Origin of the sequence: Alteribacter aurantiacus DSM 18675 (assembly GCF_000429705.1) — a bacterium.
GTDB lineage: Bacteria > Bacillota > Bacilli > Bacillales > Salisediminibacteriaceae > Alteribacter > Alteribacter aurantiacus.
Genome location: NZ_KE386941.1, coordinates 696,002 through 720,163, shown reverse-complemented (window position 1 = coordinate 720,163; position 24,162 = coordinate 696,002). Strand labels below are relative to the sequence as shown.

Annotated in this window: 23 protein-coding genes and 1 riboswitch; of the genes, 5 read left to right on the top strand and 18 right to left on the bottom strand. The window is 41.1% G+C overall.

The genetic code is table 11. The features are described from left to right. Window positions 1-58 precede the first annotated feature (58 nt). Genes G476_RS0106870 through G476_RS0106860 form a run of 3 tightly spaced genes read right to left on the bottom strand, consistent with a single transcriptional unit; the run spans window position 59 to window position 3,245 of the window. Complete coding sequence (locus G476_RS0106870; RefSeq protein WP_026689448.1) at window positions 59-649, bottom strand: CPBP family intramembrane glutamic endopeptidase; 591 nt, start codon at window positions 647-649, stop codon at window positions 59-61. Further along, window positions 646-2,184 carry a RecQ family ATP-dependent DNA helicase gene (locus G476_RS0106865; protein WP_026689447.1) on the bottom strand — a complete coding sequence of 513 codons (1,539 nt, stop codon included), beginning with the start codon at window positions 2,182-2,184 and terminating at the stop codon, window positions 646-648. Before G476_RS0106865 ends, G476_RS0106870 begins: the two co-directional genes overlap by 4 nt. Then, window positions 2,181-3,245: a YpbB family protein gene (locus tag G476_RS0106860; RefSeq protein ID WP_026689446.1), complete on the bottom strand. Its 1,065-nt coding sequence runs from the start codon at window positions 3,243-3,245 to the stop codon at window positions 2,181-2,183. Before G476_RS0106860 ends, G476_RS0106865 begins: the two co-directional genes overlap by 4 nt. Before the next feature lie 214 nt (window positions 3,246-3,459). Between G476_RS0106860 and G476_RS0106855 the strand changes: the two genes are divergently transcribed. Both G476_RS0106855 and serA read left to right on the top strand, forming a co-directional pair. Further along, window positions 3,460-3,708, top strand: coding sequence for a ferredoxin (locus G476_RS0106855; RefSeq protein WP_026689445.1), 249 nt, complete (start codon window positions 3,460-3,462; stop codon window positions 3,706-3,708). A 395-nt stretch (window positions 3,709-4,103) separates the two neighbouring features. Then, window positions 4,104-5,705, top strand: coding sequence for a phosphoglycerate dehydrogenase (gene serA, locus G476_RS0106850; RefSeq protein WP_035186202.1), 1,602 nt, complete (start codon window positions 4,104-4,106; stop codon window positions 5,703-5,705). 62 nt (window positions 5,706-5,767) lie between these two features. On the opposite strand, the gene G476_RS0106845 is transcribed toward serA, so the two are convergent. Further along, window positions 5,768-6,580, bottom strand: coding sequence for a histidinol-phosphatase (locus G476_RS0106845; RefSeq protein WP_026689443.1), 813 nt, complete (start codon window positions 6,578-6,580; stop codon window positions 5,768-5,770). A gap of 153 nt (window positions 6,581-6,733) precedes the next feature. Here G476_RS0106845 and G476_RS0106840 point away from each other — a divergent pair, with 153 nt between their 5' ends. Continuing rightward, window positions 6,734-7,471, top strand: coding sequence for a SurA N-terminal domain-containing protein (locus G476_RS0106840; protein WP_026689442.1), 738 nt, complete (start codon window positions 6,734-6,736; stop codon window positions 7,469-7,471). Window positions 7,472-7,522: 51 nt separating this feature from the next. Here the strand turns inward: G476_RS0106840 and G476_RS0106835 are convergent, their stop codons facing one another. Genes G476_RS0106835 through G476_RS0106820 form a run of 4 tightly spaced genes read right to left on the bottom strand, consistent with a single transcriptional unit; the run spans window position 7,523 to window position 11,384 of the window. Next, window positions 7,523-8,080: a cob(I)yrinic acid a,c-diamide adenosyltransferase gene (locus G476_RS0106835; protein ID WP_026689441.1), complete on the bottom strand. Its 558-nt coding sequence runs from the start codon at window positions 8,078-8,080 to the stop codon at window positions 7,523-7,525. Then, window positions 8,077-9,351 (bottom strand): ABC transporter ATP-binding protein, encoded by a 1,275-nt coding sequence (locus G476_RS21410; protein ID WP_051314688.1) that lies wholly within the window; start codon window positions 9,349-9,351, stop codon window positions 8,077-8,079. Before G476_RS21410 ends, G476_RS0106835 begins: the two co-directional genes overlap by 4 nt. Window positions 9,352-9,409: 58 nt before the next feature. Next, on the bottom strand, window positions 9,410-10,468 hold the full coding sequence (locus tag G476_RS0106825) for a FecCD family ABC transporter permease (protein ID WP_026689440.1): 1,059 nt from the start codon (window positions 10,466-10,468) through the stop codon (window positions 9,410-9,412). Then, a complete protein-coding gene (locus G476_RS0106820; RefSeq protein WP_026689439.1) occupies window positions 10,437-11,384 on the bottom strand; it encodes an ABC transporter substrate-binding protein in 948 nt (315 codons plus the stop codon). Before G476_RS0106820 ends, G476_RS0106825 begins: the two co-directional genes overlap by 32 nt. Window positions 11,385-11,560: 176 nt before the next feature. After that, window positions 11,561-11,773, bottom strand: a riboswitch (cobalamin riboswitch). A 274-nt stretch (window positions 11,774-12,047) separates the two neighbouring features. On the opposite strand from G476_RS0106820, the gene G476_RS0106815 reads away from it, so the two are divergent. Next, complete coding sequence (locus tag G476_RS0106815; RefSeq protein WP_026689438.1) at window positions 12,048-12,560, top strand: MogA/MoaB family molybdenum cofactor biosynthesis protein; 513 nt, start codon at window positions 12,048-12,050, stop codon at window positions 12,558-12,560. 293 nt (window positions 12,561-12,853) lie between these two features. Here the strand turns inward: G476_RS0106815 and G476_RS0106805 are convergent, their stop codons facing one another. The 9 genes from G476_RS0106805 to G476_RS0106765 form a co-directional block, all read right to left on the bottom strand. Continuing rightward, a complete protein-coding gene (locus tag G476_RS0106805; RefSeq protein ID WP_026689437.1) occupies window positions 12,854-14,626 on the bottom strand; it encodes an ATP-binding protein in 1,773 nt (590 codons plus the stop codon). Beyond that, entirely contained in the window at window positions 14,627-15,340 is a 714-nt protein-coding gene (locus tag G476_RS0106800) for a response regulator transcription factor (protein WP_026689436.1), read from the bottom strand. It lies immediately after the preceding gene. A 183-nt stretch (window positions 15,341-15,523) separates the two neighbouring features. Then, window positions 15,524-16,714, bottom strand: coding sequence for a c-type cytochrome biogenesis protein CcsB (gene ccsB, locus G476_RS0106795; RefSeq protein ID WP_026689435.1), 1,191 nt, complete (start codon window positions 16,712-16,714; stop codon window positions 15,524-15,526). Beyond that, a complete protein-coding gene (resB, locus tag G476_RS0106790) occupies window positions 16,695-18,371 on the bottom strand; it encodes a cytochrome c biogenesis protein ResB (RefSeq protein WP_026689434.1) in 1,677 nt (558 codons plus the stop codon). The genes ccsB and resB overlap by 20 nt, the downstream gene beginning before the upstream one ends. Before the next feature lie 9 nt (window positions 18,372-18,380). Then, on the bottom strand, window positions 18,381-18,911 hold the full coding sequence (resA, locus tag G476_RS0106785; protein ID WP_026689433.1) for a thiol-disulfide oxidoreductase ResA: 531 nt from the start codon (window positions 18,909-18,911) through the stop codon (window positions 18,381-18,383). 225 nt (window positions 18,912-19,136) lie between these two features. Further along, entirely contained in the window at window positions 19,137-19,856 is a 720-nt protein-coding gene (locus G476_RS0106780; protein WP_026689432.1) for a pseudouridine synthase, read from the bottom strand. A 313-nt stretch (window positions 19,857-20,169) separates the two neighbouring features. Next, the gene (locus G476_RS0106775; RefSeq protein WP_026689431.1) at window positions 20,170-20,700 is read right to left on the bottom strand and encodes a spore maturation protein; all 531 of its coding nucleotides are present in this window, start codon (window positions 20,698-20,700) and stop codon (window positions 20,170-20,172) included. 6 nt (window positions 20,701-20,706) lie between these two features. After that, window positions 20,707-21,300 carry a nucleoside recognition domain-containing protein gene (locus G476_RS0106770; protein WP_026689430.1) on the bottom strand — a complete coding sequence of 198 codons (594 nt, stop codon included), beginning with the start codon at window positions 21,298-21,300 and terminating at the stop codon, window positions 20,707-20,709. After that, window positions 21,293-22,441 carry a D-alanyl-D-alanine carboxypeptidase family protein gene (locus G476_RS0106765; RefSeq protein ID WP_026689429.1) on the bottom strand — a complete coding sequence of 383 codons (1,149 nt, stop codon included), beginning with the start codon at window positions 22,439-22,441 and terminating at the stop codon, window positions 21,293-21,295. Before G476_RS0106765 ends, G476_RS0106770 begins: the two co-directional genes overlap by 8 nt. 136 nt (window positions 22,442-22,577) lie before the next feature. Here G476_RS0106765 and G476_RS0106760 point away from each other — a divergent pair, with 136 nt between their 5' ends. Continuing rightward, window positions 22,578-23,291, top strand: coding sequence for a DUF421 domain-containing protein (locus G476_RS0106760; protein WP_026689428.1), 714 nt, complete (start codon window positions 22,578-22,580; stop codon window positions 23,289-23,291). On the opposite strand, the gene G476_RS0106755 is transcribed toward G476_RS0106760, so the two are convergent. Beyond that, the gene (locus G476_RS0106755) at window positions 23,288-24,148 is read right to left on the bottom strand and encodes a DUF421 domain-containing protein (protein ID WP_026689427.1); all 861 of its coding nucleotides are present in this window, start codon (window positions 24,146-24,148) and stop codon (window positions 23,288-23,290) included. The two genes, G476_RS0106760 and G476_RS0106755, sit on opposite strands and share 4 nt — an antisense overlap. Window positions 24,149-24,162 lie beyond the last annotated feature (14 nt).

The following is a 24,162-nucleotide window of genomic DNA, read 5'->3' as shown; positions in this document are numbered from 1 at the left end:
TTTTACAAATGTCTACAATTATCTTCCCCTACTTATCTGATTAAGTAAATAGTAAGAACTAAGGATTTTTTCCTAGTTTTTCAAGAACGTTGAATCGAATAAAAACGCCTAAAATTGCATCAATAAAAAAGTGTGCTGCAATGACTGTGAGTAAGTTGCCGGTAACTAAATAAACGTATCCAAGCAAAAAGCTTAGTATGATGGTAAAGCCGAATAAAAAGGGGTGCGTCAAATATCGAATGTGTATAAGTGCAAAAATGATCGAGGCAATAACAATTCCAAACGAGGTTTGAATTACACCTCTAAATAAAATTTCTTCACAAATAGCAACGGTTAAAGATAGAATCAAAATGTGAACTACTGACCTTTTTTTAAATACCCTTTCGTTTATACCTCCATCGTCAAAAAAACGCTTTGGAAGAATTCTCACAAAAACAAGTTCTACCACTACCACTCCAATAGCAATTAAAAACCCAATCACAATTGCTTCTGATGAAAATGAAATCATTGATAAAGGGGCAAACCAACTTCCTAATAGGAGCTTGGACGCAAAAAACGCGAGTAAAAGCATAAATAACTGAGATGCATAGAGGTTGAGGAGTAAATCTTTATCAGATAAATGCTTAATGATCTCTTTTTGAGATTTCAATCTGCTTCCTCCTGTTCTTGATGAAAAACGTCTCTCAACATCATTTCCCAGCTTCTTTTGGTCAACGTATTCGTTTTTTCTCGTTCTTCTTTGAAGGAACGCTCAAAAACCGGTTTGTCGTCACAGCTTGAACAACATGGTCGAACGACCTGGTGTTGCTCCTCTCCAAAATAAGCCAAGATTTGTTTCCTGATACAGCCATCGGCTTGTCCGAATATTTCTTCTACGCTGTCAAGTTGGTCTCTCTTTTTACGTTTTCTGGATTTAAACAAGTGCATAAGGTCTTCTTCCCATTCTTTTTTGCATTGCAATAAATCCAAGCAATCACCTTTAAGGACACCCAGCCTTTCAAAATGATAGGCTAGAAGGCGCTCTTTCGTTTCTTCAAAAGCAAGGCTCCTTATACACTCTAAAAAAGACCCTTCTTGTTGACCAGCACTTTTTTTTGATTCGATAAGGTAAAAAAGCGACCTTAACTCTTCATTTGAAGGTATTTCGTAGTCGATAAATGATAAAGGGAGAAATCGGTCATCTTCTGTGTAAACCAAAAGAGCCGCGCTTTGTTGTCCCCCCCTTCCTGCACGTCCTGTCTCTTGAACGTAGTGCTCAACAGACTGAGGAAGATGGGCGTGTATTACAAATTGGATATTCGGCTTGTTTATACCCATACCAAAGGCGTTAGTACAAAAAACAACATCGATTTCATCACGGATAAACTGTTGTTGAACCAATAATCGGTCACCATTCTCCATTCCACCATGGTAAGCAGCGGTTTTTGCATTTGTTTCTTTACTCATCTTCTGAGAGAGCCATTGGCATTCCGCTCTTGTAGCCGAGTATACAATGCCTGGCTTTTGAAATTGGAGTAAAGCTTCTTTAATCACGGCTACCTTTTGATCATAGGTAGCCGCTTTTTTTACATGAAGACTGATATTAGTCCTGTCCACGGAATAAATGTGTTCCGCTACATTCGTTAACGCCAAATGTGCTTTTATATCCTCTTGCACTGCGGGAGTGGCTGTTGCAGTCAATGCTAAACACGGCGGAAGACCAAGCTCTTGTCTAATGGAAGCAAGCTTCAAATAATCAGTTCTGAATTCATGCCCCCATTGAGAAATACAGTGAGCTTCATCGACCACCATTAAACCTACTTTTTGCCTTTTAAGTTGATTGATTAACCAATCACTTTGGAGCATCTCCGGAGATACATACAAAAGGGATTGGCCATTCAATTGGTTTACGATTCGTTCCTTTTCTAGCCTGTTTACATGGCTGTTTATAGCTACTGCTCCTTTTTCACCAAATGACCTGAGTTGGTGAACTTGATCTTCCATAAGAGATATAAGAGGTGAAACAACAATCGTTAATCCTTCTATATACCTTGACGGAAATTGATAACAAAGGGTTTTTCCCGTACCTGTAGGAAGAACGGCCAAGACATTTTTTCCATTTAATACGTCATGAATGATTTCTTTTTGACCTGTTCGAAACGTAGTAAAGCCCAACGTTCGTTCTAATTCAGCTTCTAAGTTCACCCTTTCTTCACCCTTTCTTCTCGACTCGCCAGAGCTACTCTAATCGTAAAATAATCATACTCATTACCAAGAGCATCCTTAATGGCTTTTAGTTTTTGGGTTTTCAAATCCTCTGCCACATTTAATACGTAATCAAGAATATGCCGGTCGACAAAGCGTTCGGCATTCACTTCTGGCATAAATAAAACAATCTCGATAATATGGTCTTCGATCGTGCTTTTCTTTAGTTTGCGCTTATGTGAAATTTCCTCAAGCGTATACCCTTTAGTAAGCCAAAAATACGTTTCCTGAGCTGTTTTCGTTACGAGTACCGTCTGTTTACTTTCCTTTAAAAACACCCTCAAATATGGATACTTGCCTCTATCTTGTCCTACTTGACTGATCATGTAGTGAAGAACAGATCGAAAAGACAGAGACGTTAACAAAGGGTCATCATTTTTTTTGGTTAGCTGATCGATTGTAAGCCCTGTCCTGTTCCATGAGGTAAGCCGACTGACGAACAAGGTTGCCTCTCGGTCTCTTATTTCCTTAAGCAAATGAAAAATCTCACAATATAAACCATGAGCCATCTTTTCTCTTTGTGAGGCAGGTGGAAAGTGTTTTTTTACCCAATCTTGAACACCAGTGTCATATTGTATTGGAATAAAAGGACTTTTCGTTTTAAGACGAAAAGAAAGAGACTGGATAAAAAGGGATAGTCGCTGCCAAAACCACTCCGCCTCGTCGTTGAGTTCGTATTTGCCCCCATTATAGTGAGGAGGGATAGAAAAGCGACGGTTATATTCATTAAGCATCTCTATTCCATAAGGAGTTAGGGATACTTTTCCATCATTGTTTACTATGTACGCATTGCCTTTAAGTAGTTCTTTTCTCACCTTATCTAATTCTTCTTTAGAACGATGTTTTAAACTCGCCGTTAAAGGTAAAACATAAAACAACGAAGCATCCTGGATGACTTGAGAGGAACGTCTTCCTTGCAGCAAATACATGACACCGTTTATGCTGCGCTGTCCACCGAACTTTTGAATTATGGTAAGAATGAGCCATTTTTGTCCATCCATATGCTTCTCCCCTTTCCAACAACCTTTTATCATTATAAAAGATCCTGTAGCTACAGACCATAACCACCCCTTATATTTTCTATTGAAAGAAAGAGGGAGAACCATTACAATAACAATAGGTGAAAGCATTTATGTTATGGTTCTAAAAATTCCCTTTCTACATAATAGAGAATTAAAGGGATCTTACTTACATTATATTGGGAGGTAATTAACAATGGCAAAGTACACGATTGTAGACAAAGACACTTGCATTGCCTGCGGAGCATGCGGTGCAGCTGCACCTGATATTTATGACTACGACGATGATGGAATCGCGTTTGTTATTTTGGATGATAACGAAGGAACAACTGCAGTACCTGATGAGCTTCATGAAGACATGGAAGATGCTTTTGACGGCTGCCCTACTGATTCAATTAAAATTGCGGACGAGTCTTTTGATGGAGACGCATTAAAATTTGAATAGACTATAAAAAAGCCCGCTGATTCTGCGGGCTTTTTTTGTATGACTGCTTTCAATCCATACTGAGTCGTGAACGTGATCACAGGCCATTTAATATATTTAACCATAACCTCCCTTCTCTTTTCACCTAAAATATTCGTTAGACATTAAAAAAAAGATATTTTGTTTTTTATTCTGAGTGTCTTTTTTGCCTATCCTCCCAAAAAAATCGCATTATCAAGATAAGTAGTTCAGTTAGTTTACATAATAATATTATTGAATACAATCAGTTCTCTTGAAAACTGACTTTATCTCTTCATTGCATTACATTGATAAAATTAATATTTAGAATTTTCTTTTATCATGTTAAGATATCTGATATATTGTGTAGAACATAACAGATCAAGGAGGACGTTTTGGTGTCAAACTTAAAAACCGCAACAAACACATTTACGGTACTGGTTTCAGATCGTTTAAGCAGTGAAGGACTCCAGCCTTTGCTCAATGATCCACAAGTTAACGTTGTTGAAAAAAATGTAGCAGAGTTTTCAGAGCCCGATCCCTCAATAGATGCACTTGTTGTAAGGAGTGCTACGCAAGTGACAGACGACACGTTCACGCTCCTTCCAAACCTTAAAATTATTGGCCGGGCAGGTGTTGGCGTAGATAACATCGACCTTGATGCCGCTACAAAGCATGGTGTGATTGTCATTAATGCACCTGATGGAAATACCATCTCTACTTGTGAGCATACATTCGCCATGATGATTTCACTTCTTCGAAATATCCCCCAGGCGAGTGAGAGTGTAAAACGTGGTGAATGGAACCGAAAGAAGTTTGAAGGGTTTGAGCTTTATGGGAAAACACTCGGAATTGTCGGCTTTGGACGCATCGGAACGGAGTTAGCAGCAAGGGCTAGAGCATTCCAGATGGATGTTCTTGTATACGATCCTTTCTTGACCAACGATCGTGCTAAAAAATTCGGCGTAACTAACGCCAGTCTTGATCAAATCCTTGAGGAAAGTGAGGTCATTACGGTTCATACCCCACTTACTAAAGAGACAAAAGGGTTGATTGGTGCTTCGGAGCTAGCTCGAGCTAAAAAGGGCGTGTTTATTTTAAACTGTGCGAGAGGCGGAATTATTGATGAGCTTGCTTTAGTTGATGCTCTCGAGAGGGGCCACGTGGCCGGAGCTGCCTTGGATGTATTTGAGGATGAACCACTGGGAGACCACCCACTCAAGCATCTGGACCAAGTGATTCTGACCCCTCACATCGCCGCTTCTACAAAAGAAGCCCAACGAAGTGTAGCCGAACAAGTGTCAGAAGAGATTTTGGCATACTCTAAAGGGAAACCGATTATTCACGGCTTAAATTTCCCTCACATTTCAAAAGATCACTTCGAAAAAATACATCCTTTCTATGAACTCGCATACAAAATGGGTAAGATGGCATCCACTTCGATGCGTATTCCAGTTAAAGATATTGAAATCACCTATTCCGGTCGAGTAGCCGAAAACGACACGGCTATTTTAACGCGAAGCTTCTTGACTGGTTTTTTTAAGAGCCGCGTGGATTCTTATATTAACGATGTGAATGTTAACTTTATCGCAAAAGAACGAGGCGTTTCATTCAGTGAAAAAAGGAGCCAAGAAGAAACCGGCTATCAAAGTCTCATTAAAGGGCACGTTCACGGTGAACATCATACATTTACGATCCTTGGAACGGCAAACCAAGACTTTGGATTGCGTTTTGTTAAGGTCGATGATTTCACTGTAGATTTCCAACCTTCTGACCATCAATTATTTATTAAACACACAGACAAACCTGGTGTTATTGGGCGAGTTGGTCAATTATTAGGAAACCACGATGTTAACATTGCTACGATGCAGGTAGGAAGAAAAACAGAAGGCGGTGACGCCATGATGATCTTGACTGTAGATAAAGAAGTGGCCTCTGCTACGATTGAAGCATTAGAGCACGTTGACGAGATTCGTCACGTGACAGTTCTGGAACTGTAAATAAAAACAACACGATAAAGGCTGCTCAGTATAATACTGAGCAGCCTTTTTGAATTCCAAGACTATGTAAGAGCCACTTCTCTTCTCTCTCCTTTTTTAAATGTCATGACAGTGGAATATCCGGCTGTCTTTGCAAAACGAACAGCCTCATCATACGCATAGCCTACATGTTCAGGCTCGTGAGCGTCTGAAGACAAGACGATCGGAATCCCTTTTTGATTACACATACGTAAAAGTTCAGGTTCAGGATACATCCGGCCAACATGCTTTCTAAGACCGGCTGTACTGATCTCCACACACGTTTTAGAATTCTTGAGGGCATCTGTTATCCGTTCGTATTCTGAAAGTAAGAATGCACGGTCCTTGGGAACATACCCAAAGATTTTCACAAGGTCCAAGTGGCCAACAATATCAAAAAGGTTCGATTCTGCGAGGGTAACGATTTGATCAAAGTACTGTTTATAAACCTCTTTTACATCTCTTTTGTCCCACTCTTTTCGATATTCAGCAAGGTCAATACCAAAATCACCTACCCAGTGGACACTCCCAACGACATAATCAAAAGGGTATTTTTGAATGAATGCTTCCATCTCTTTATGTTTCCCTGGTGTGTAGTCCATTTCAATAGACATACGCACGTCAATTCCCGCTTCTTTTGCTTCTTTAAACAATTGAACGTAGTCCGTCATCTCGTACCAACGACGTTCATTTACCCACGGGTTACTTAAGATGTTTTCAGTTTCTGCGAAATGATAAGCGTGTTCGGAAATTCCGAATTCCTCAATCCCTTTTTCCTTCGCTTCATTTGTAAACTTTTTTAAATAATCCAAAGTCAATGTTCCTTTTTCCAAATGATTATGGTAATCCGTGCGCATCTGTAGCCCCTCCCGTCTTTATGGATTCTATTCTAGCACACTTCACATGTCCATACTTTTTGAGATTTAGATGTTTGATACTCGTCCATGCTGTATGGTACAGTGGGAACTAATCAAAAGGTTATCATTTCAACTTAGAAAGGTGATGCAAAGATGAAACGGTTTAAAAAGACGATTGCTATCGGAGTCGCCGTGACTGCAATTACAGTATTAGCTGCATGTGGAGACGAAGAAACACCTGAAGTAAATGAAGGTGACGATGCTCCTGAAACTGAAGAAGTAGAAATGGATGATGATGGTGAAGCCTCTGATGATGAAGCCTCTGATGGTGAGCCACTTGCTACTGTAAATGGTGAAGAAGTTTCTAGAGAACAATACGATGCTCAAATGATGCAATTAGAGCAGATGTATGCTCAGCAAGGAGTAGAATTGGACGATGAGGAAGTAGCAGAAGATGTTCAGTTTATGCGTCAACAACTTGTCGACCAACTCATCAACCAAGAGCTTTTATCACAAGAAGCGCGTAACCAAGACATTGAAGTCTCTGATGAAGAAGTAGAAGAAGAACTTAATACGTTAATTGATCAAATGTTTGAGGATCGTGACGGGTATGAAGAAGCTCTGGAACAGTCCGGCATGTCTGAAGAAGACTTGAAAGAGGACATCCGAGAGCAATTAGCCGTTGAAGAGCTCATGACTTTGAATCACCTTGATGAAGACGCAATTGAAGTAACTGATGAAGAAGTAGAAGAACAATTCCAGCAAGCGGCTCAACAAAACCCTGAAGCCGAGCTTGATGAAGAAACAGAAAACGAAATCCGAGAAAATATAAAACTTAACAAATATGTTGAGCAACTTCGCGAAGATGCTGACATTGAAGTAAATGTTTAATTTCCTATAAAAAGAAGCCGGTCAATTGACCAGCTTCTTTTTTTTGAGGTGTTATTTAAACACATCATTATTACTTCGGTAAAGGACATCTTTGCAACCTGCACGTGCGTTCACTACTCTTGCTGCGGCGAACAAGTAATCCGATAAGCGATTTGTGTACTTTATTATTACTTCAGGAACGTCTTCTTCTTGCATACAGGCAATAATACGCCGTTCTCCTCTTCTAGCAATCGTCCTGCAAACATGAAGGTCTGCCGCTGCTGGCGTTCCACCTGGTAACACAAAGGTTTTAATTTCAGGTGCCTCTGCCCAATATTTATCAATTGCTTTTTCTAGTGTTTCTACATATTCATCTTTTGTCTTATATACAGGCTTTTCTGTAACATTCGCAAGATCTGCACCTAAATCAAACAATTCGTGCTGAATATTCGTTAATTCTTCAACGATATCTTTGTTTTCTTCACCTGTTAAGCCAGCAAGAGCACGCCCGATAAAGCTATTCAACTCGTCAATTGTACCGTACGCTTCAACTCTTAAGTGATTTTTCTCGACCCTTTTTCCAATCAAGTGGGTCTTCCCTTTGTCACCTTTTCTCGTATAAATCTTCATACATGGACCTCCCCTTTTTCATCTTTTTCAATAAGACTTTTTATAGTTTCAAACAAGGCATTTTTCTCATCCCATTTTTGACCGATACCAGTAGAGGCAATGCAGATTTCCTCCAATTGCACATTCGGGATGGCTTGATGAACGATGCCCGAAAGGTTCATCAATAAATGAAACGTTTCTCCGTCACTGATTTGACCGTTTAAGTAAACGGTAACGATCACCTTGTTACCTGAACCAAATAGCAGGATGGAAAAAGTGGACTTGTTTTTTTCTTTCAACCAGTGAGGGGCTTTCCTCTTCAAGGAAAATACCATGTCCTTATGACTGCGACTACCACGGTCAGCGAATTGATAGATAAATGCTGAACGCCATCCCGTTGGACTTCCTTCTTTACGTGACGTAATAACGCGAAGGGGACGATCGCTTTTTATAATAAAACAGCCCTGTGATTCTATTGAAGACAAGAAAGAGGGTTCTTCTTGTACCACGTTTGTCAATGAAGGGTCATACGTAATCAATGGTTTAGGTACAGTCGGATGCTCAATTTCGATTAATGGAGTATGGTACAGTTCACTTAAATTTGTACGATTAAGGACCTCAACCGGAGGTCCTTCTGCAACTTTTTTCCCGTTACTTAACAGTAAGAGACGGTCGCAAAAGAGCCCTGCAAGGTTTACGTCGTGTAGAATGGCTACAACGGTCAGCTTTTTCGTTTTCGCTAATTGGACAATTCGGCTCATCAGTTCAATTTGATAAGATAAATCCAAGTGGTTCGTAGGCTCATCAAGCAACAAAAGGGCAGGTTCTTGAGCAAGAGCGCGAGCGAGAAACACCCGCTGTTGCTCTCCGCCGCTTAAAAGTGAAAGAGGTTTGTCTTTGTACTCCAAAACATCCATGAGCTCCATCATTTGATGAACAATCCGATCATCTTCTTCGTCATAAAAGTGAAAAAGTCCTTTTTTGTGAGGATACCTCCCCATTGTAACCACATCTTTTACAGTAAACGTAAATGATTGTTCATGGTGTTGGGAGACCAGCGCCATCACTTTTGCAAGTTCTTTAACATTGTACGTTTCAACAGGTTTATCGTCGATTGTTATGGTCCCCTTTTGGTGAGGAAGTGACTTAGTCAGTGTTTTCAGTAACGTTGTCTTACCACTGCCATTTGGCCCCAATACTCCGTATACTTCCCCTTTTTTAATCGTAAACGATACATTATTTACAACAAAACGTTCATTGTATCCTGCTGATAAGGACGACACATGAATCATGGTCTCCACCTCCTCTATGGGGGCACTGGAAATACAAAACAGCTTTCAGTGCTTTTCTCTACCTTTGCTTTTTCACTTTATAAATTAAGATCAACCCGAACACTGGAGCTCCGATTAAAGCAGTAATCACACCGATTGGCAACTCCTGTGGTGAAATAATCGTTCTTGCCACAACATCTGCGAAGATTAGAAACGCCCCTCCACCTATTGCTGAAAGAATAAGTACATGTTTATGATCAGGACCTATTAAGAGGCGTACAAAATGAGGGATTACTAACCCAATAAATCCAATCGTCCCGGATACGGCAACAGCACCACCTGTCAAAAGAGCAGCCGCAAACAAAATCACCGTTTTTTTTCGTTTAATATCAACACCTAAATGGTGCGCAGACTGTTCTCCAAATCCAAACGCATTTAATTCCCGCCAGTGAACCAGTAACAATGCTGTACCAATAATAAAGAAAGGAACGATCAAATATACATACGGCCACCCTCTCATGCCTACTGAGCCCATTAGCCAATGAATGATTTGTCTGAGCTCTTCGGTGCTTAAGGCAATCATGAGAGAGATAAGTGAGCCTAAAAATGAGCTAAAAATAATTCCAATCAGAATAATTGTCTCTACAGACATGGCTTTGCTCACGAGCCTGGCCATGGAAAGCACTAAATATAATGAGACAAAACCTCCAATTACAGCCACAACAGGAAGGGTAAATGAGCCTAAGAAAGGAATTGTCAGCCCGAAATAAAACACCATTACTGCTCCAACAGCTGCTCCTGAAGAAGCACCAAGAGTATAAGGATCAGCAAGAGGGTTTCTTAGAAGTCCTTGAAAGCTTGCGCCCGCTACAGATAAAGATGCCCCTACAAAGAGGGCCAAGAGAACTCTCGGTAGACGAATCTCCATTATGATATTCTCGAGCGTCCCCTCTGTCGCACTCGGCATATTCACACCTGGTATTTGATCGAGTAGAATCTTTCCCACTTCGACTGGCGGAATGCCCACACTACCGACACCGACACCGGTAAATACTGCACTTAGTAGAAGCAGGAAAAAGATGAGGTATATGCTCGTTTTATAACGATCAGTAACGATCTGGGTAAATAAGTTCGGCAAGGGTTTCGACTCCTTCAATTAAACGAGGGCCTTGTCGTGTAATCATATTTGAGTCTTCCATTTCATAGACTCGATCTTGTTCAATGGCAGAGACGCTTTGCCATGCAGACCTGTTCAATACATCTCCTCTAGCATCTTCTACATAAGCGCCATAAGTTAAAATGATAGCTTCAGGGTTTAATTGGACCGCATCTTCTTCTGTAAATTGAACCCAGCCTTCTTCGCCTCCTGCTACATTTTCAGCCCCAATCGTTGTCAGCATCTCATCTATGAAGGTCCCTGTTCCAGCAGTAAACAGAGGATCTGCCCCTACTTCAATCCACACACTTACACGCTCTTCCTCCGGTATATCCGAAGCAATGCCTTCTATCCTATCAATCTCTTCTTGAAACGAACGTACCATCTCTTCCGCTTCTTCAGATTTCCCTAATACATCCCCCATAACAGTTACGACTGTGTAGAAGTCTTCAAACGTATTTGTATCTTCTACGACAACGACTTGGATACCAGCATTTTCAATTTGCTCAAGGGCTTCTAGGTCGTTTATCGCACCGGCTAATACGAGGTCGGGATCTTTTGCAATGATGGACTCAACGTCGATCGTCATATCCCCGACGCTTGGCAATTCACTTGCTTTTTGAGGAAAATCGTCATTTGCAGTTACAGCAACCAGTTGGTCCCATGCATCCAATCCATAGATTAGTTCTGTGTTACTAGGCAACAAAGAAATAATCTCCTCTGGCTGACTTTCAATCGTCAGTTCCTCTCCTCTAGCATCTTCAACAGTAACTGGGAAGCTGCCTTTCTCTTCTGGCTCGCCACTCTCCGTTGTTTCTGTCTCTTCTTCGGTGGTGGCACATGCCGATAAAACGAGAACTGTACCTGCCGCTAATGTAATCCATTTTTCTTTTTTCATTGTGTAACTCTCCCCTAATCCATTTTAGAAAACAGATTACGTCGAAATATGTACGTGCTGAGAAATAAAAAAACTGCCCTCGAATTCCTTCAAAGGCAGAAGTTTTGCATATGAAAACCTTGTTCATGGTAAATACCCATTAAACAATGATCATCACTGCTTTACCTTTCTCCCGAAGGTACAAAAACTTTAAGGCAGGTCTCCTGACTCACACATGTACGATTGCCTCCTTCCTTCCCGCAAAAGGCAGTGGAATAGGTGGATATCCTAATAGCATAAATGCTATGAAGACAATCAATGCGCTTACAGTGGCGGGACCGTGCCGGCTTTTCACCGGACTTCCCTTTTAACGTACCGTGTTAAGTACGACCTTAAAGTAGCAGACGTATAAATGTTTCTACTCCATTATACACGAATCAATTGTATACGTATATTTATAAAAAAAGTATACCCTTACGTCAGGGTGTAAGGCTCCGCTTCGCCCCATCCGCTCCCTTTCCGCGGCGGTGTCGGCGAGCAAATAGAAGTAAATAACCTACCTAATCGCTAGAAAAAGCCAACACAGACCACATCAAGACAAAAGATTTTTTGACTTAAATAGATGATCAATCCCCTTAATTAAGCTAAAATGAAGCTACTAACCGTTAGGAGGTTTTACTTAATATGAGTGTACACGAACATAAAAAAGAAGCACCGTCTAAAGTACATTGTGTAGTACTTACCGTATCTGACACACGAACCCTTGAAACAGATAAAAGTGGCCACCTTATGGTCAGTAAATTACAAGAAGCCGGCCATGATATTATCAACCACCTTATAGTAAAAGATGATTACTCAGCTATTCAAAAAGCCGTTATGTCAGCGGAAGCACACAGACAGGTCGACGCAGTACTCATTAATGGCGGGACCGGCCTTGCCTTACGAGACCTTACATACGAAGCAATAGAACAACTACTAGACAAAACCATTCCCGGTTTTGGAGAATTGTTCAGATATTTGAGTTATGAAAAAGATATCGGTTCCGCTGCTATGCTAAGTAGAACAATTGCAGGCATAAGAGGAAAAATAGCTATTTTTTCAACACCGGGGAGTTCAGGAGCTGTGAAACTGGCAATGGACGAGCTTATTATTCCCGAAATTACTCACGTTGTAAGAGAGATCAAAAAAGACCTGTAATCGTAAGAAGAGCTCATAATCATTTTCTATACTCATGGTACTGGGTTAGCAGGCAACTGAAGATGTAAACACAAAGCGCTGATGCATTACTTGCTTCTTCCTCTTCTAGCTTACGCTTTGAAGCGTCTTCGTCGAAGCAACTCGATGTTTTTTAATCGTGATGTAAACGCTTGTCACTGCTCGCAGGTTACGAGAAAAGCGCTCGTAACCTGCTTCAAGGGATGCATTGGCTCCGCTCATTGCTTCGCCAACATGCCCCCAAGGTCAAACCCGGACCTTGGGGGCATGTTGGCTTATTCTTTTTCATAAGGTAAATACACTGTAAATGTCGTGCCTTCATTCAGTTTACTATGAACAGACACTTTTCCTTTATGGGCTTCGACTAAATTTTTAACAATCGCGAGGCCAAGTCCTGTGCCGGCGCGTCCTCTAGTTCTTGCTTTATCAGCTTTATAAAACCGTTCGAACACAAATGGGAGATCCTCTTCGGGTATACCACTGCCTGTATCTATCACGTCCATTGTGATCCCCGTTTCCTCTTCAGCAAGCCTTAACGTAACTTCGCCGTTTTCAGGGGTGTGACGAATCGCATTATCAATTAAGTTCGTCAGTACTTGCTCAATTCGATCCGGATCAACGTATAGTGATGATTTAACAGAGTCGATTTGTTCTTTTAATTGAACACGGTGTTCTTTTGCAATTCCACTAAACTTACGGACAATTCTCTTCGATAAATCAGTGGTATCAACCCATTCAAGGTTTAACTGAATGTGGCCGGCTTCCATTCTGGCAAGATCGAGAAGTTCGTTCACTAGACGCCCCATGCGAAGGGACTCATCATAAATGATCTGAGCTAACTCCTTTTTCTCTTCTTCAGATCCTGCTACATCATCAATAATGGCTTCACTATAGCCTTGGAGCATTGAAATCGGTGTTCGGAGTTCGTGCGACACGTTTGCAATAAAATCTTTACGCAGCTTATCGTGCATTCGTTCCTCTGTCATGTCACGTAATACTGCAACGGCACCGCGAATGTTTTCTTGGTCATACAAAGGTGTCATGACGATGACCCAGCTTCTTCCTTGCACATCAACTTCCACTAGTTGCTCTTGACCCTTGTCTGTTACCTTTTTAAACAAGTGTTTAATTTCTTGTGGTAAAACTTGTTTGGAGGCTTGAGGGTGGTTTTCATATGTCCAAGCCATAACAAATGCTTCAGCAGGTGGGTTCATAACACTCATTTTCCCCGTTCGATCAAGAGTAATTACCCCATCAGCCATTGAACTCAAGATTCTTGATAGTTGTTCTTTCTCACGATTAAGCATGTCTAAATTAGTGTTAAGAGCACGGGCCATTCTATTAAATGCCATACTTAACAGTCCGATTTCGTCATTTGATCGAATCGGAATTTTCGTGTTGAAATTCCCTTTAGCCACTTCAAGAGAAGCTCGACGCATCTTACGTAACGGGGCAGTAATCCTTGTTGTTAGAAAAAAGGCAAAAATAGTCGTTAATACAATGGCAACGCCTGCACTTAACAAGATAATGTGCTTCGTTTGTACCGAAGCCTCCTCTACAATATCAAGAGGCATATACAAGTACACGGCTCCATTTTGATTACTACTTGTTACCGGAAGGCCCACGATAAGTAGTTCTTGGTGATCACCGTTATGTTGGTTGAGCTCGTAGTCGCCACGTTGGACGACCACTTCTTGGTCATCCATGACTTGGGATAGCTCTCTATCCGAGTAAAACAAGTCAATCGGTAGCTCTCCTTTGGTATTATTTGAAGAATACCAAAATTCCTCTTCATCCAAAATAATAACAGCTCGCGTCCCGTAAGTTTCTGCAATTTTTCTTGACATGGCAATCGCTGCTTCGTCTGTATGATCATCTTCAATAAGGCTTGCAATCAATGATGCATGATTTAAAAGTTGTTCTTCTGATTGTTCAGCATGAAAACGTTCAAAGTATTGAAGCAAAAGGACAGTAAGTACTAAAAGGACGACGCTTACTAAGAGTAAGATCGTCGCCCATAACTTTCCTACTACACTTCTCCAAAACATCTATTTACTCGCCTCAAATTTATAACCGATACCCCAAACGGTAGCAATCATGTGGGCCGCTTCAGGAGAAACTTTGTTTAACTTTTCTCTAAGCCTTTTAATATGCGTATCGACCGTTCTCAAATCACCGAAAAACTCGTAATTCCACACATCTTTAAGTAGGTCCTCACGAGCAAATACTTTATCCGGAGCTTGAGCAAGGTAGTGGAGAAGTTCGTATTCTTTTGGAGTGAGGTTAATCTCCTCACCGCCTGCCATCACCTTATGAGCATCATTGTCGATCGTTAAATGAGGGAAAACAAGGACATCTTTTGCTTGTGTTTCCGTTTGCAAGAACTTCGTTGTTGAAGCTCGTCTTAGTAACGCCTTAACCCGAAGTACAACTTCTCTTGGACTGAATGGCTTAACGATATAATCGTCCGTACCCGCTTCAAATCCTTGTACACGATTTGCTTCTTCACCTTTGGCGGTCAGCATGATCACAGGTGTCGCTTTATGTTTTCTAAGTTCTTCGCACACTTCAATACCATCAATTCCAGGCATCATTAAGTCAAGCAAGATAAGATCGAAATCTTCTTCCAAAGACATCTCCAATGCTTGCTCTCCATTCTCCGCATCCTTCACTTCATAATTCTCTCGTTCTAAGTACATCTTAAGGAGTCGACGAATGCGTTCTTCATCATCAACCACCAATAACTTTGCTTCCGTACTCACGTATGTTACCCCCTATGTGCAAACAAATGTCTAGTATTACTAGTGTATCATTTCTTTGTATATCACGTCATTTTTCTCCTTGAAAGTTGTGTCAAAAAGGTGAACCTTGCAAGGTTTCTTACTAGAACATATAAAAGACCGCCTTAGAAAGTGAATAACCTTCTAAAGCGGTCTTAGATTTATTTACATACCAGCGTAAGAATGAAGGCCGGCTATAACGAGATTTACAAAAATCAAGTTGAACATGATAATGGCAAAGCCGATTACGCAAAGCCATGCGCTCTTTTCACCTTGCCACCCTCTTGATAAACGAAGGTGTAAATATGCTGCGTAAAACAAGAATGTAATCAGTGCCCACACTTCTTTAGGGTCCCAACCCCAGAAGCGGGTCCAGGCAATTTGTGCCCAAATCATTGCAAAGATCAGTCCTCCAAGAGTAAAAATCGGGAACCCAATTGCAATGGCACGGTAACTCAACTCATCAGCACTTTGAGGGTTTACGCTTTTTACAAGGGGCTGTAACGCTCCACCAATCGGCTTTCTAAAGATCAGACGAAGCACCCAATATAGAACAGCACCAGAGATAAACGCCCAAATAACAGCATTTAAATCATCAGGAACGATGAAATCAGGCGCATTTACAAGCGGTGATAACCGATCCTCGGATAGTAGTGTTCCTTCATTCGGTCCGATTAAGGCAGGTAGTTGATACGTAATTGGTGCCTCTTGTCCAAATTCATTTATATACTGAAACTCAGCTTCGTAGTTAACTGCGGAAAAGCCCATATTCAAAAGGATATGTCCGACAAAGCAGAGTAAACCGAAAAAGACCAATTCTAATGATGTCACTTTTTTCGATTTTGTTTTAAAATCTGTTACTCTAACCAAATAAACAAGACCAGCGGCAAAACCGACTGCCAAAATCCCTTGTCCCAATGCGGTTGTAATCACGTGGATTTTTAACCAATTAGACTGCAGTGCCGGGATCAGCGGTTGAATTTCAGTAGGAAACACAGATGCGTATGCAATAATCAACATTACGACTGGCATCGTGAATAACCCTAACACTCGGCTTTTGTAGATCGGATAAATGATTACAAAACCAAGCCCCATCATTATTCCAAGAAACGTCGTATATTCAAACATGTTACTTACCGGAGCGTGTCCTCCGGCAATCCACCTGGTAATAAAATACCCCATCGCTAATACAAAGGCAGCTACTGATGAAATATATCCATATGTCCCCAGTCGGTTTCGTTCAATTCCTTTTTTATCTTTAAAGCGACGCCCTGTTACAGATACTGCAAACATGAGCGTTGAAAGGAAATACAAAAAGAACGCGATCAAAAGTAAATTACTGCTTAGTTGAGCCATTGTCATCGGCCTCTCTCACTCCTTCGTCAGTACGCTCGCTTTCATCCTGTTCATCCGTCTGGTCATTAGGCGCAGGAATGTTCGTTTGCTCCGCAAGATAATCGAAGTCTTTTTTCAAAGCATTCCAGTTCTTGTTTGCATGTCCTGCAATCCAGAGTTCACCATCACGCTCTTGAATCCACATGCGTCGGTGATGCCAGTAGGAACCTTGAACGAGACCTACCATAAAGATGATCCCTCCAAGAATAAGGATTGGCAACGTACGATCCCGCCTAACCGCAAGTGCGCTTACATGATTGGTTTCAAAGTCGACCATGCGCAGACGGTATTGATTATCTTCTTCTATCGCTTCGTTTAGTTGAATGCCAACAAAGCTGAGCTCTCCATCGTCTTCACCAGGAGCAAATACTTCAAAAATAAACCGAGGGTTATCAGGAATCCGATTAAGTGTTGAAGGCTCCCCGTCATCGTTAAAGGTAAAGTTCGGGAAATAATCGTAGATTTCAACACGGTACCCATTATCGAATTCGTAAGATGGTTCAGGGTCGTACAGATTAACCTCAAACCTTACATCTTCAAGACCTTCCGAATCTCCGTCAATTTCTTCTAACGCAAAAGTAAAAGCGGCTAATTCATTTAATTTATAATCCACTTGATATAAGGAGAAGCCTTCAAATGACATCGGGTCATTCACACGAATCCGGTGCTGTTGAACTTCTTCTTTTTCACCTGCACCAATGGTTTCAGATGATTGTTTGAACAAGGTCGCTGTCGTTTGATATGTCTTTACGACATCTCCACCTGAGCGTTCAAGTCCTTCGCGGAACCGTTCGTCTTCTGGATCGTAAAATTCAACCAAGAAATCATCATTGCGAACTGAATACTCTCCTCCAGTTCCACGTACTTCAACTTCTTGGCCTTCCCTTACCCATATATGGTCTTCTAAGTACATTTCCGGGAAAAGCCTTAACATGGCACCTATCAAAAAGATAATCAATCCTACATGATTGACATAAGGACCCCACCTGGAAAAACGCCCCTTTTCAGCTAAGATATTGCCGTTTTCTTCGCGTACATTGTATTTTCTTTCCTTAAGTACTTCAGAAGCTTTCTTAATCTCTTCGCTTGGTTCAGTAACAGTATCGGCTTTTTTAAACAATCGCTGACGTTTCATGAACCCTGGGTGCCTTGTTACTCGCTGCGTTTTCAATGCTCTATACAAAGGTACAAAGCGGTCGATACTAGCAATAATTAAAGATACACCAAGACCGGCTACAAGAAGCATATACCACCAAGAACTATATAAATTATGAAAGCCAAGTTGATAGAATAATTGCCCCATCGTACCGTATTCCTCATAGTAATAGACAGAGGCCGGTTGTCCAGGAGGAATAAACATCTCTTGTGGAAAAATCGTTCCTATGGAAGACGCGATTAACGTAAGAACGATAATCCAAACACCGACTTTTACTGAAGAGAAGAAGTTCCAAATCTTATCAACAATTGATTTTTTATACGTTTGAGAACGTCTTGCAACACCCTCATAACGCATATTCGCTAAAGAGTTGTCATCTTCTTTCAGGGGCTTTCCACACGATTCACACAAATAGGTGCCGTAAGGATTTAAATGCCCACATTCACATTTGACTTTACTCATGGTGACCCCCTACTCGCTGCCAGGTACCAGTTGATCCAGCGCTTCTAATACTTGTTGTTCAGTCTTTCCGCCGATTTGACGGTCAATCACATCGCCCTCTTCATCGATTAACAGAACGGCTGGAAGGCTGTTTACCCCGTAGGCGTTACTTACCTTCATCCCTCTGTCAATGGCATTTGTATAGGGAACGTTATGACGATCTAGGAAACGTTGAACCTGTACTGTAGATTCATCAACATTCAATGCCACAATTTCAACGCCTTTTTCTTGATACTCTTCATGGTACTCTTTTAAGTACTCCATTTTTTGACGGCAATAGGTACAGTACGTTGCCCAAAAAGTCAGGTATACGCCTTTTCCTTTTAGCTCATCCAAGTGGACTGTGTTTCCATTCATATCTTCAAGAGCAAAATCAGGTGCTTGATCCCCTGCATCAACCAGCCCTCGCTCCTCTGAGAAATAGGTCACGGCTGTATACCCTAAGGCAATTGCCAAGACAACCAAGATAGCTGAACGTATAATCAGTCTCCTCTTTTTCATCTTCATCCCTCATTTTTAATAGCTGCTACTTAAAGAATAGTAATTCTTCTTTTCTAAACGATCACTCCAACAATGAATGACGATCGTGTACCCGTTACATGACCTGACACAAAGTAACTTGCTTTTTATCTAACGTGTCTCTGTTCCACAAATTTCGAGCACTATTTTTATATTAGCACTACAGCATTTGTCTTAACAGTGAAGTGTCTTATTTAAAAATGACGATTATGTGACAGCAAGCTCTCTTAATTTCTTGACTTCATGTGGCTTTAGTTCCCTGAACTCCCCTGCATTGAGTCCTTTTAGAGTTAAAAATCCATACTGCTCTCTTTTAAGCTTGTCAACCGGGTGTCCAATTGCCTCAAACATCCGCCTCACTTGTCGGTTCTTTCCTTCGTGAATCGTGATTTCAACGATAGCGGTTCCTTTTTGATTGTTTGCTTTCACAAGCTTCACTCTTGCCGGTGCTGTTTTTCCATCCTCTAATTTAATCCCTCTTTCAAGAAGTTTTAAATTTTGTCTTGATGGAATTCCTTTGACTTTAGCAATATACGTTTTATGAATACGGAATTTCGGGTGCATAAGAACATTGGCAAAGTCACCGTCATTTGTTAGAAGAATTAAACCTGACGTATCGTAGTCAAGACGACCTATAGGATAAATACGCTTCTCTGAACCTACAAAGTCCGTTACGACCTTCCTATCTAAATGATCTTCAACGCTTGAAATGACACCTTGGGGCTTGTAAAGAAGGTAGTATACAGGTTCTTCTTTATCGATCGGCACACCGTCTACCTCGACTTTATCGTTATGAGGGTCCACTTTTGTGCCCAGTTCAACAATTGTTTTTCCGTTAACAGTCACTCGTCCTTCTTCAATGAATTGCTCTGCTTTTCTTCTTGATGTAACGCCCGCTTGGGCAATAACTTTTTGTAATCTCTCCACTGCTTTCACCTCTTCTGTTGCCTTCAAAACCACTCTATATGCATTGTCGGCGTATACCTTTCTGTTTCAAACCTTAATTTTAGCTTTTTTTCACTCGAGTCTCAACGTTTTTATTCAAATAAAGACAGTTTTCATATAGATTAAACCATTTCATTACTACCATCACCGTTTTAGAAGTAGCGACTTCAACAATTTTTATCTGAAAGCAAGATTTTTTACGATAACCGAGAAAATAATAAAAGAGAGCCTGCTCTGCAAGGTATAAAAGCTTGCAGGGCAGACCCTCTAACACGATCATTTATACTTTCATAGCTTATCCAAAAACCAATGTCACGACAGTAATTGCAGCCAGAATTCCGATCACATCGGCCAAAAGTCCAACTTTTAATGCATCCCCCATTTTTTTAATGCCAACGGCGCCAAAATAAACCGTTAGGACATAAAAGGTCGTATCGGTACTTCCCTGCATGGTAGATGCGAGTCTCCCAATAAAGGAGTCAGGACCGTGGGTAGCAATGAGGTCAGAAGTCATCCCAAGAGCTCCTGTCCCCGATAGAGGGCGAATCATAGCAAGTGGGACGATATCAGCTGGAATTCCCACTGCAGCAAGAGCTGGTCTTAATAAGTCAATAAAGAAGTCCATAGCACCTGACTCTCTGAACACGCTTATGGCTACAAGCATTCCCACTAAGTATGGGATAACCGAAAAAGCCATAGAAACGCCTTCTTTCGCTCCTTCAACAAACGTCTCATAAGTGGGAACTTTTTTGATCGTCGCCACAACTAAAATAAAGGCAATTAACAATGGGATGATCCACAATGACAAATAAGTAATCCATTGCATGTGTGATCACCCCCTCTTTTTTTGCATTCGTCGAAAGTGAAAATAACGGTCGATTAGAATAGCACCTGCAGTAGAACAAGCAGTGGCTACAATCGTAGTTCCTACAATCTCCGTCGGGGAAACCGAACCGTAGTTCAGCCTCAACGAAATAACAGTTGTAGGAATAAGCGTTATACTTGCAGTGTTGATCGCAAGTAACGTAATCATGGATCGGCTTGCCTCGTCTTTACCGTCATTCAGTCTTTTTAATTCTTCCATCGCTTTAATTCCCATTGGCGTCGCTGCATTACCAAGTCCAAATAAATTCGCACTCATGTTCGATAGGATATATCCCATGGCAGGGTGTTCTTTAGGAACGTCGGGAAACAATTTCCTAACGACAGGGCCCATAATTCTACTGAGCCCCCTTAGAATCCCACCTTTTTCAGCTACCTTCATTAACCCTAACCAAAAAACTAGAACGCTAATTAATCCAATACAAATAGCTACCGCTTCTTTTGCCCCGTCGAAAACTGCCTTATTCACTTGATCCATCGTTCCGTTAAACATAGCAAAAACGATTCCGATCACGAATAAGGCCACCCAAATGATGTTAACCACTGTCCTTCACTCCGCTAATCATAAAGAGCGCATCCCAGAACTTTTTCAAGAAGGACGGTTCTTCCTTGGCTACTTTCTCAAAAGATAGAGGAACAACACCGATTCCTTTACCTTCTAGAGTGATATGAATCGCCCCAATAGGATCCGGATACCCGGTTTTTACCCACCTTTCATCAGGTGAGAGAAGGCGCACTTCTTGTTCAACACTCTCTTTTTCTTCTTCGGTCAAAGGATATTCAAAGCTGTACTTTGCATAGAGCTTCCCTTGGTAGAAGGGATCTTTAACTCCGTTTATTTTACCCTCTCTAATAATCTCTTCCGTCGTAAAGGTATTAAACGCCCAGTTAAATAAATTCATATGATCGTGCCAGTCACTACCGGCGTTTAACGTAACCGTAACAAGTTCTACACCATCTTTTTCTGCCGTTGATACAAGGGTACGCTTTGCTCTCTTCGTATAACCGGTCTTCCCACCAGTTGAATAAGGATACAACTGTGTTAGGAGACGGTTTTTATTATTAAACAGACGGTACCCATTCTCCCTTTCAGATGCACGGTAGCTTTTTGTTCCAGATACTTCTTGGTACGTTGGGTTTTTCATTGCATAACGTGTGAGGATGGCCATGTCATAAGCTGTAGAGTAATGTTCTTCATGATCATCTAGTCCGTGGGGGTTGTTGAAAACCGTATTACTCATACCGATTTCTTCTGCTTTTTCATTCATTAAATACACAAAGCCTTCAAGACTTCCGCCTACATGTTCTGCTATGGCTACCGCTGCATCATTTCCTGAACGAAGCATGAGCCCATAAACTAAATCTTTTAGAGGCAACTTTTCACCAGCATATAAATAAAGTGATGATCCTTCTGTCCCTTCTGCCCTTGTAGAGACTGTAACCATCTCGTCCATTTTTCCGGACTCGATGGCAAGTAATGCTGTCATTATTTTCGTTATACTCGCAATTCTCATTTGTGTGTGTGCTTCTTTTTCATACAGAATTCTCCCGCTTTCCAGCTCCATCAAGATGGCACCATGAGCAGACGTTTCTCCAGGATAACTAACGGCAGCTGTTTGGATTGGCGAGATCAACAAACTGGTTATAATCAATACAACAATCACATTCAAAACCCTATTAATCATGGCACACCGTCCTCTATTGCGCGTTTGTACAAGTCTATGCGTAAGTGAGTTTGATATGCCATTCACAGGAAGAAGTAAGTATAATGAAAGGAAAATGGAAGAAAATAGACAGTATCACAACAGAGGAGGTAAGGATATGGTTGGGGAGCTTTTGATTGTCGTCTTTCGCATCGCCACTATTTTACCTCTTTTACTTGCTATAACCCTTTTTATGGGCAAACGATCAATTGGACAATTGCCTGTGTTTGACTTCCTTGTCGTCATGACACTCGCGTCTGTTACAGGGGCCGATATTGCCCAACCGAATGTCCAACACATCCATACCGTTGTTGCTATTATCGGCATAGCCGTTCTTCAACGATTCGCTTCGTATATCATGATTAAATATCGAAAAATGGGAAAATGGATGACCTTTGAACCTACCATTGTCGTCCATGATGGGAAATTATTAAGAAGAAACTTGGAAAAAATGCGTTATTCCGTTGATAACATTTTGCAAATGCTAAGAGAAAAAAATGTATTTGACTTATCTAACGTAAAGTTAGCTATTGTAGAGGGGAACGGCTCTCTTACCGTACAATTAATTGAAGATAAAGAAGCAGTAACCATTGAGGATTTAAAACTACAAAAAAAATCACCCGGCATTGCGTACCCGGTGATCATGGAAGGAAAAGTGTATATTAGCGTTTTGGAAAAATTGGGCCTGGACCTCGCATGGCTACATGACCAATTAAAAGAAAAGGGGGTCATTCATTCTGGCAATGTCTTTTTTGCAAGCATTAATGAAAATCTAGAGCTTCATGTCTCCGAAAACCAGTATAGCAAAGAAGGTCCGCCGTTTTTTCATTAGCTTAAAAGAAATGTATCGAGCTTTTTTTCTAGCTCTTTTAGCTCAATAGCCTGACGGGTATACATCCTTTTCGCTTCTTCGTCCATTGTCTTTTCCGAGAGCCTCTCAAGATCAGCCTGTGTTTTTTGTAGAAGAGCATAAAGAGTTTCTTTTTCTTTAGGTTCTGCTTGCTTTAACTGGTCGTCATAGATGTCTGTGTATAGTTGACCATCACGATCCACTTGGGCAAGGAAGATATTATCGACGGTAAGCCCTAACTTCTCAACTTTCTCTTCCATCCACCTTCTGCTAAAGCCAAGCCTGTTTAAGGCTTCATCTTGTATCTTTCCGTCTCTAATGACCGTTTCTGTCTCTTTTACCGTTCCCAAATTCAAATTCAAATCACGAGCTGTGACAGGCTGCACATCCCTTTTAAGAAGAGCATCGACCTCACCTGTGCCTTCGAGCATAGCAAACTCTACATCTTGAACTTTGAAGATTCCTTTTCTTCTCAATTCCGTTTCAAGATCATCACTTGAGATTTTTTGTTTTCTTAGTTCCTCTTCAAGGATCTTGCCATTCTTAATTACCGGAGCAGGTTCGGCTTGCAACCACACGCGAAATGTCCGGCTTTTTAGTTTCACGAGCTGAACAGCATATAAAAACAACGTTGCGATAAAAAAGCCTAGAAGAGGAAACGCGATCGGAATCGACAATTGTATGGCCCCTACACCAAGCATGGCTCCAAAGAAAGCAAGGACTATGAATTCCGTTTGTGTCATGTGTGCCAGACTTTTTCTAACTAACAATTTTGATGCAGCCAAAATTAAAATTAACGCACTAATTGTTCGAACCGTTACTTCCAACCAACCAGGCATACTATTCTCTCCTT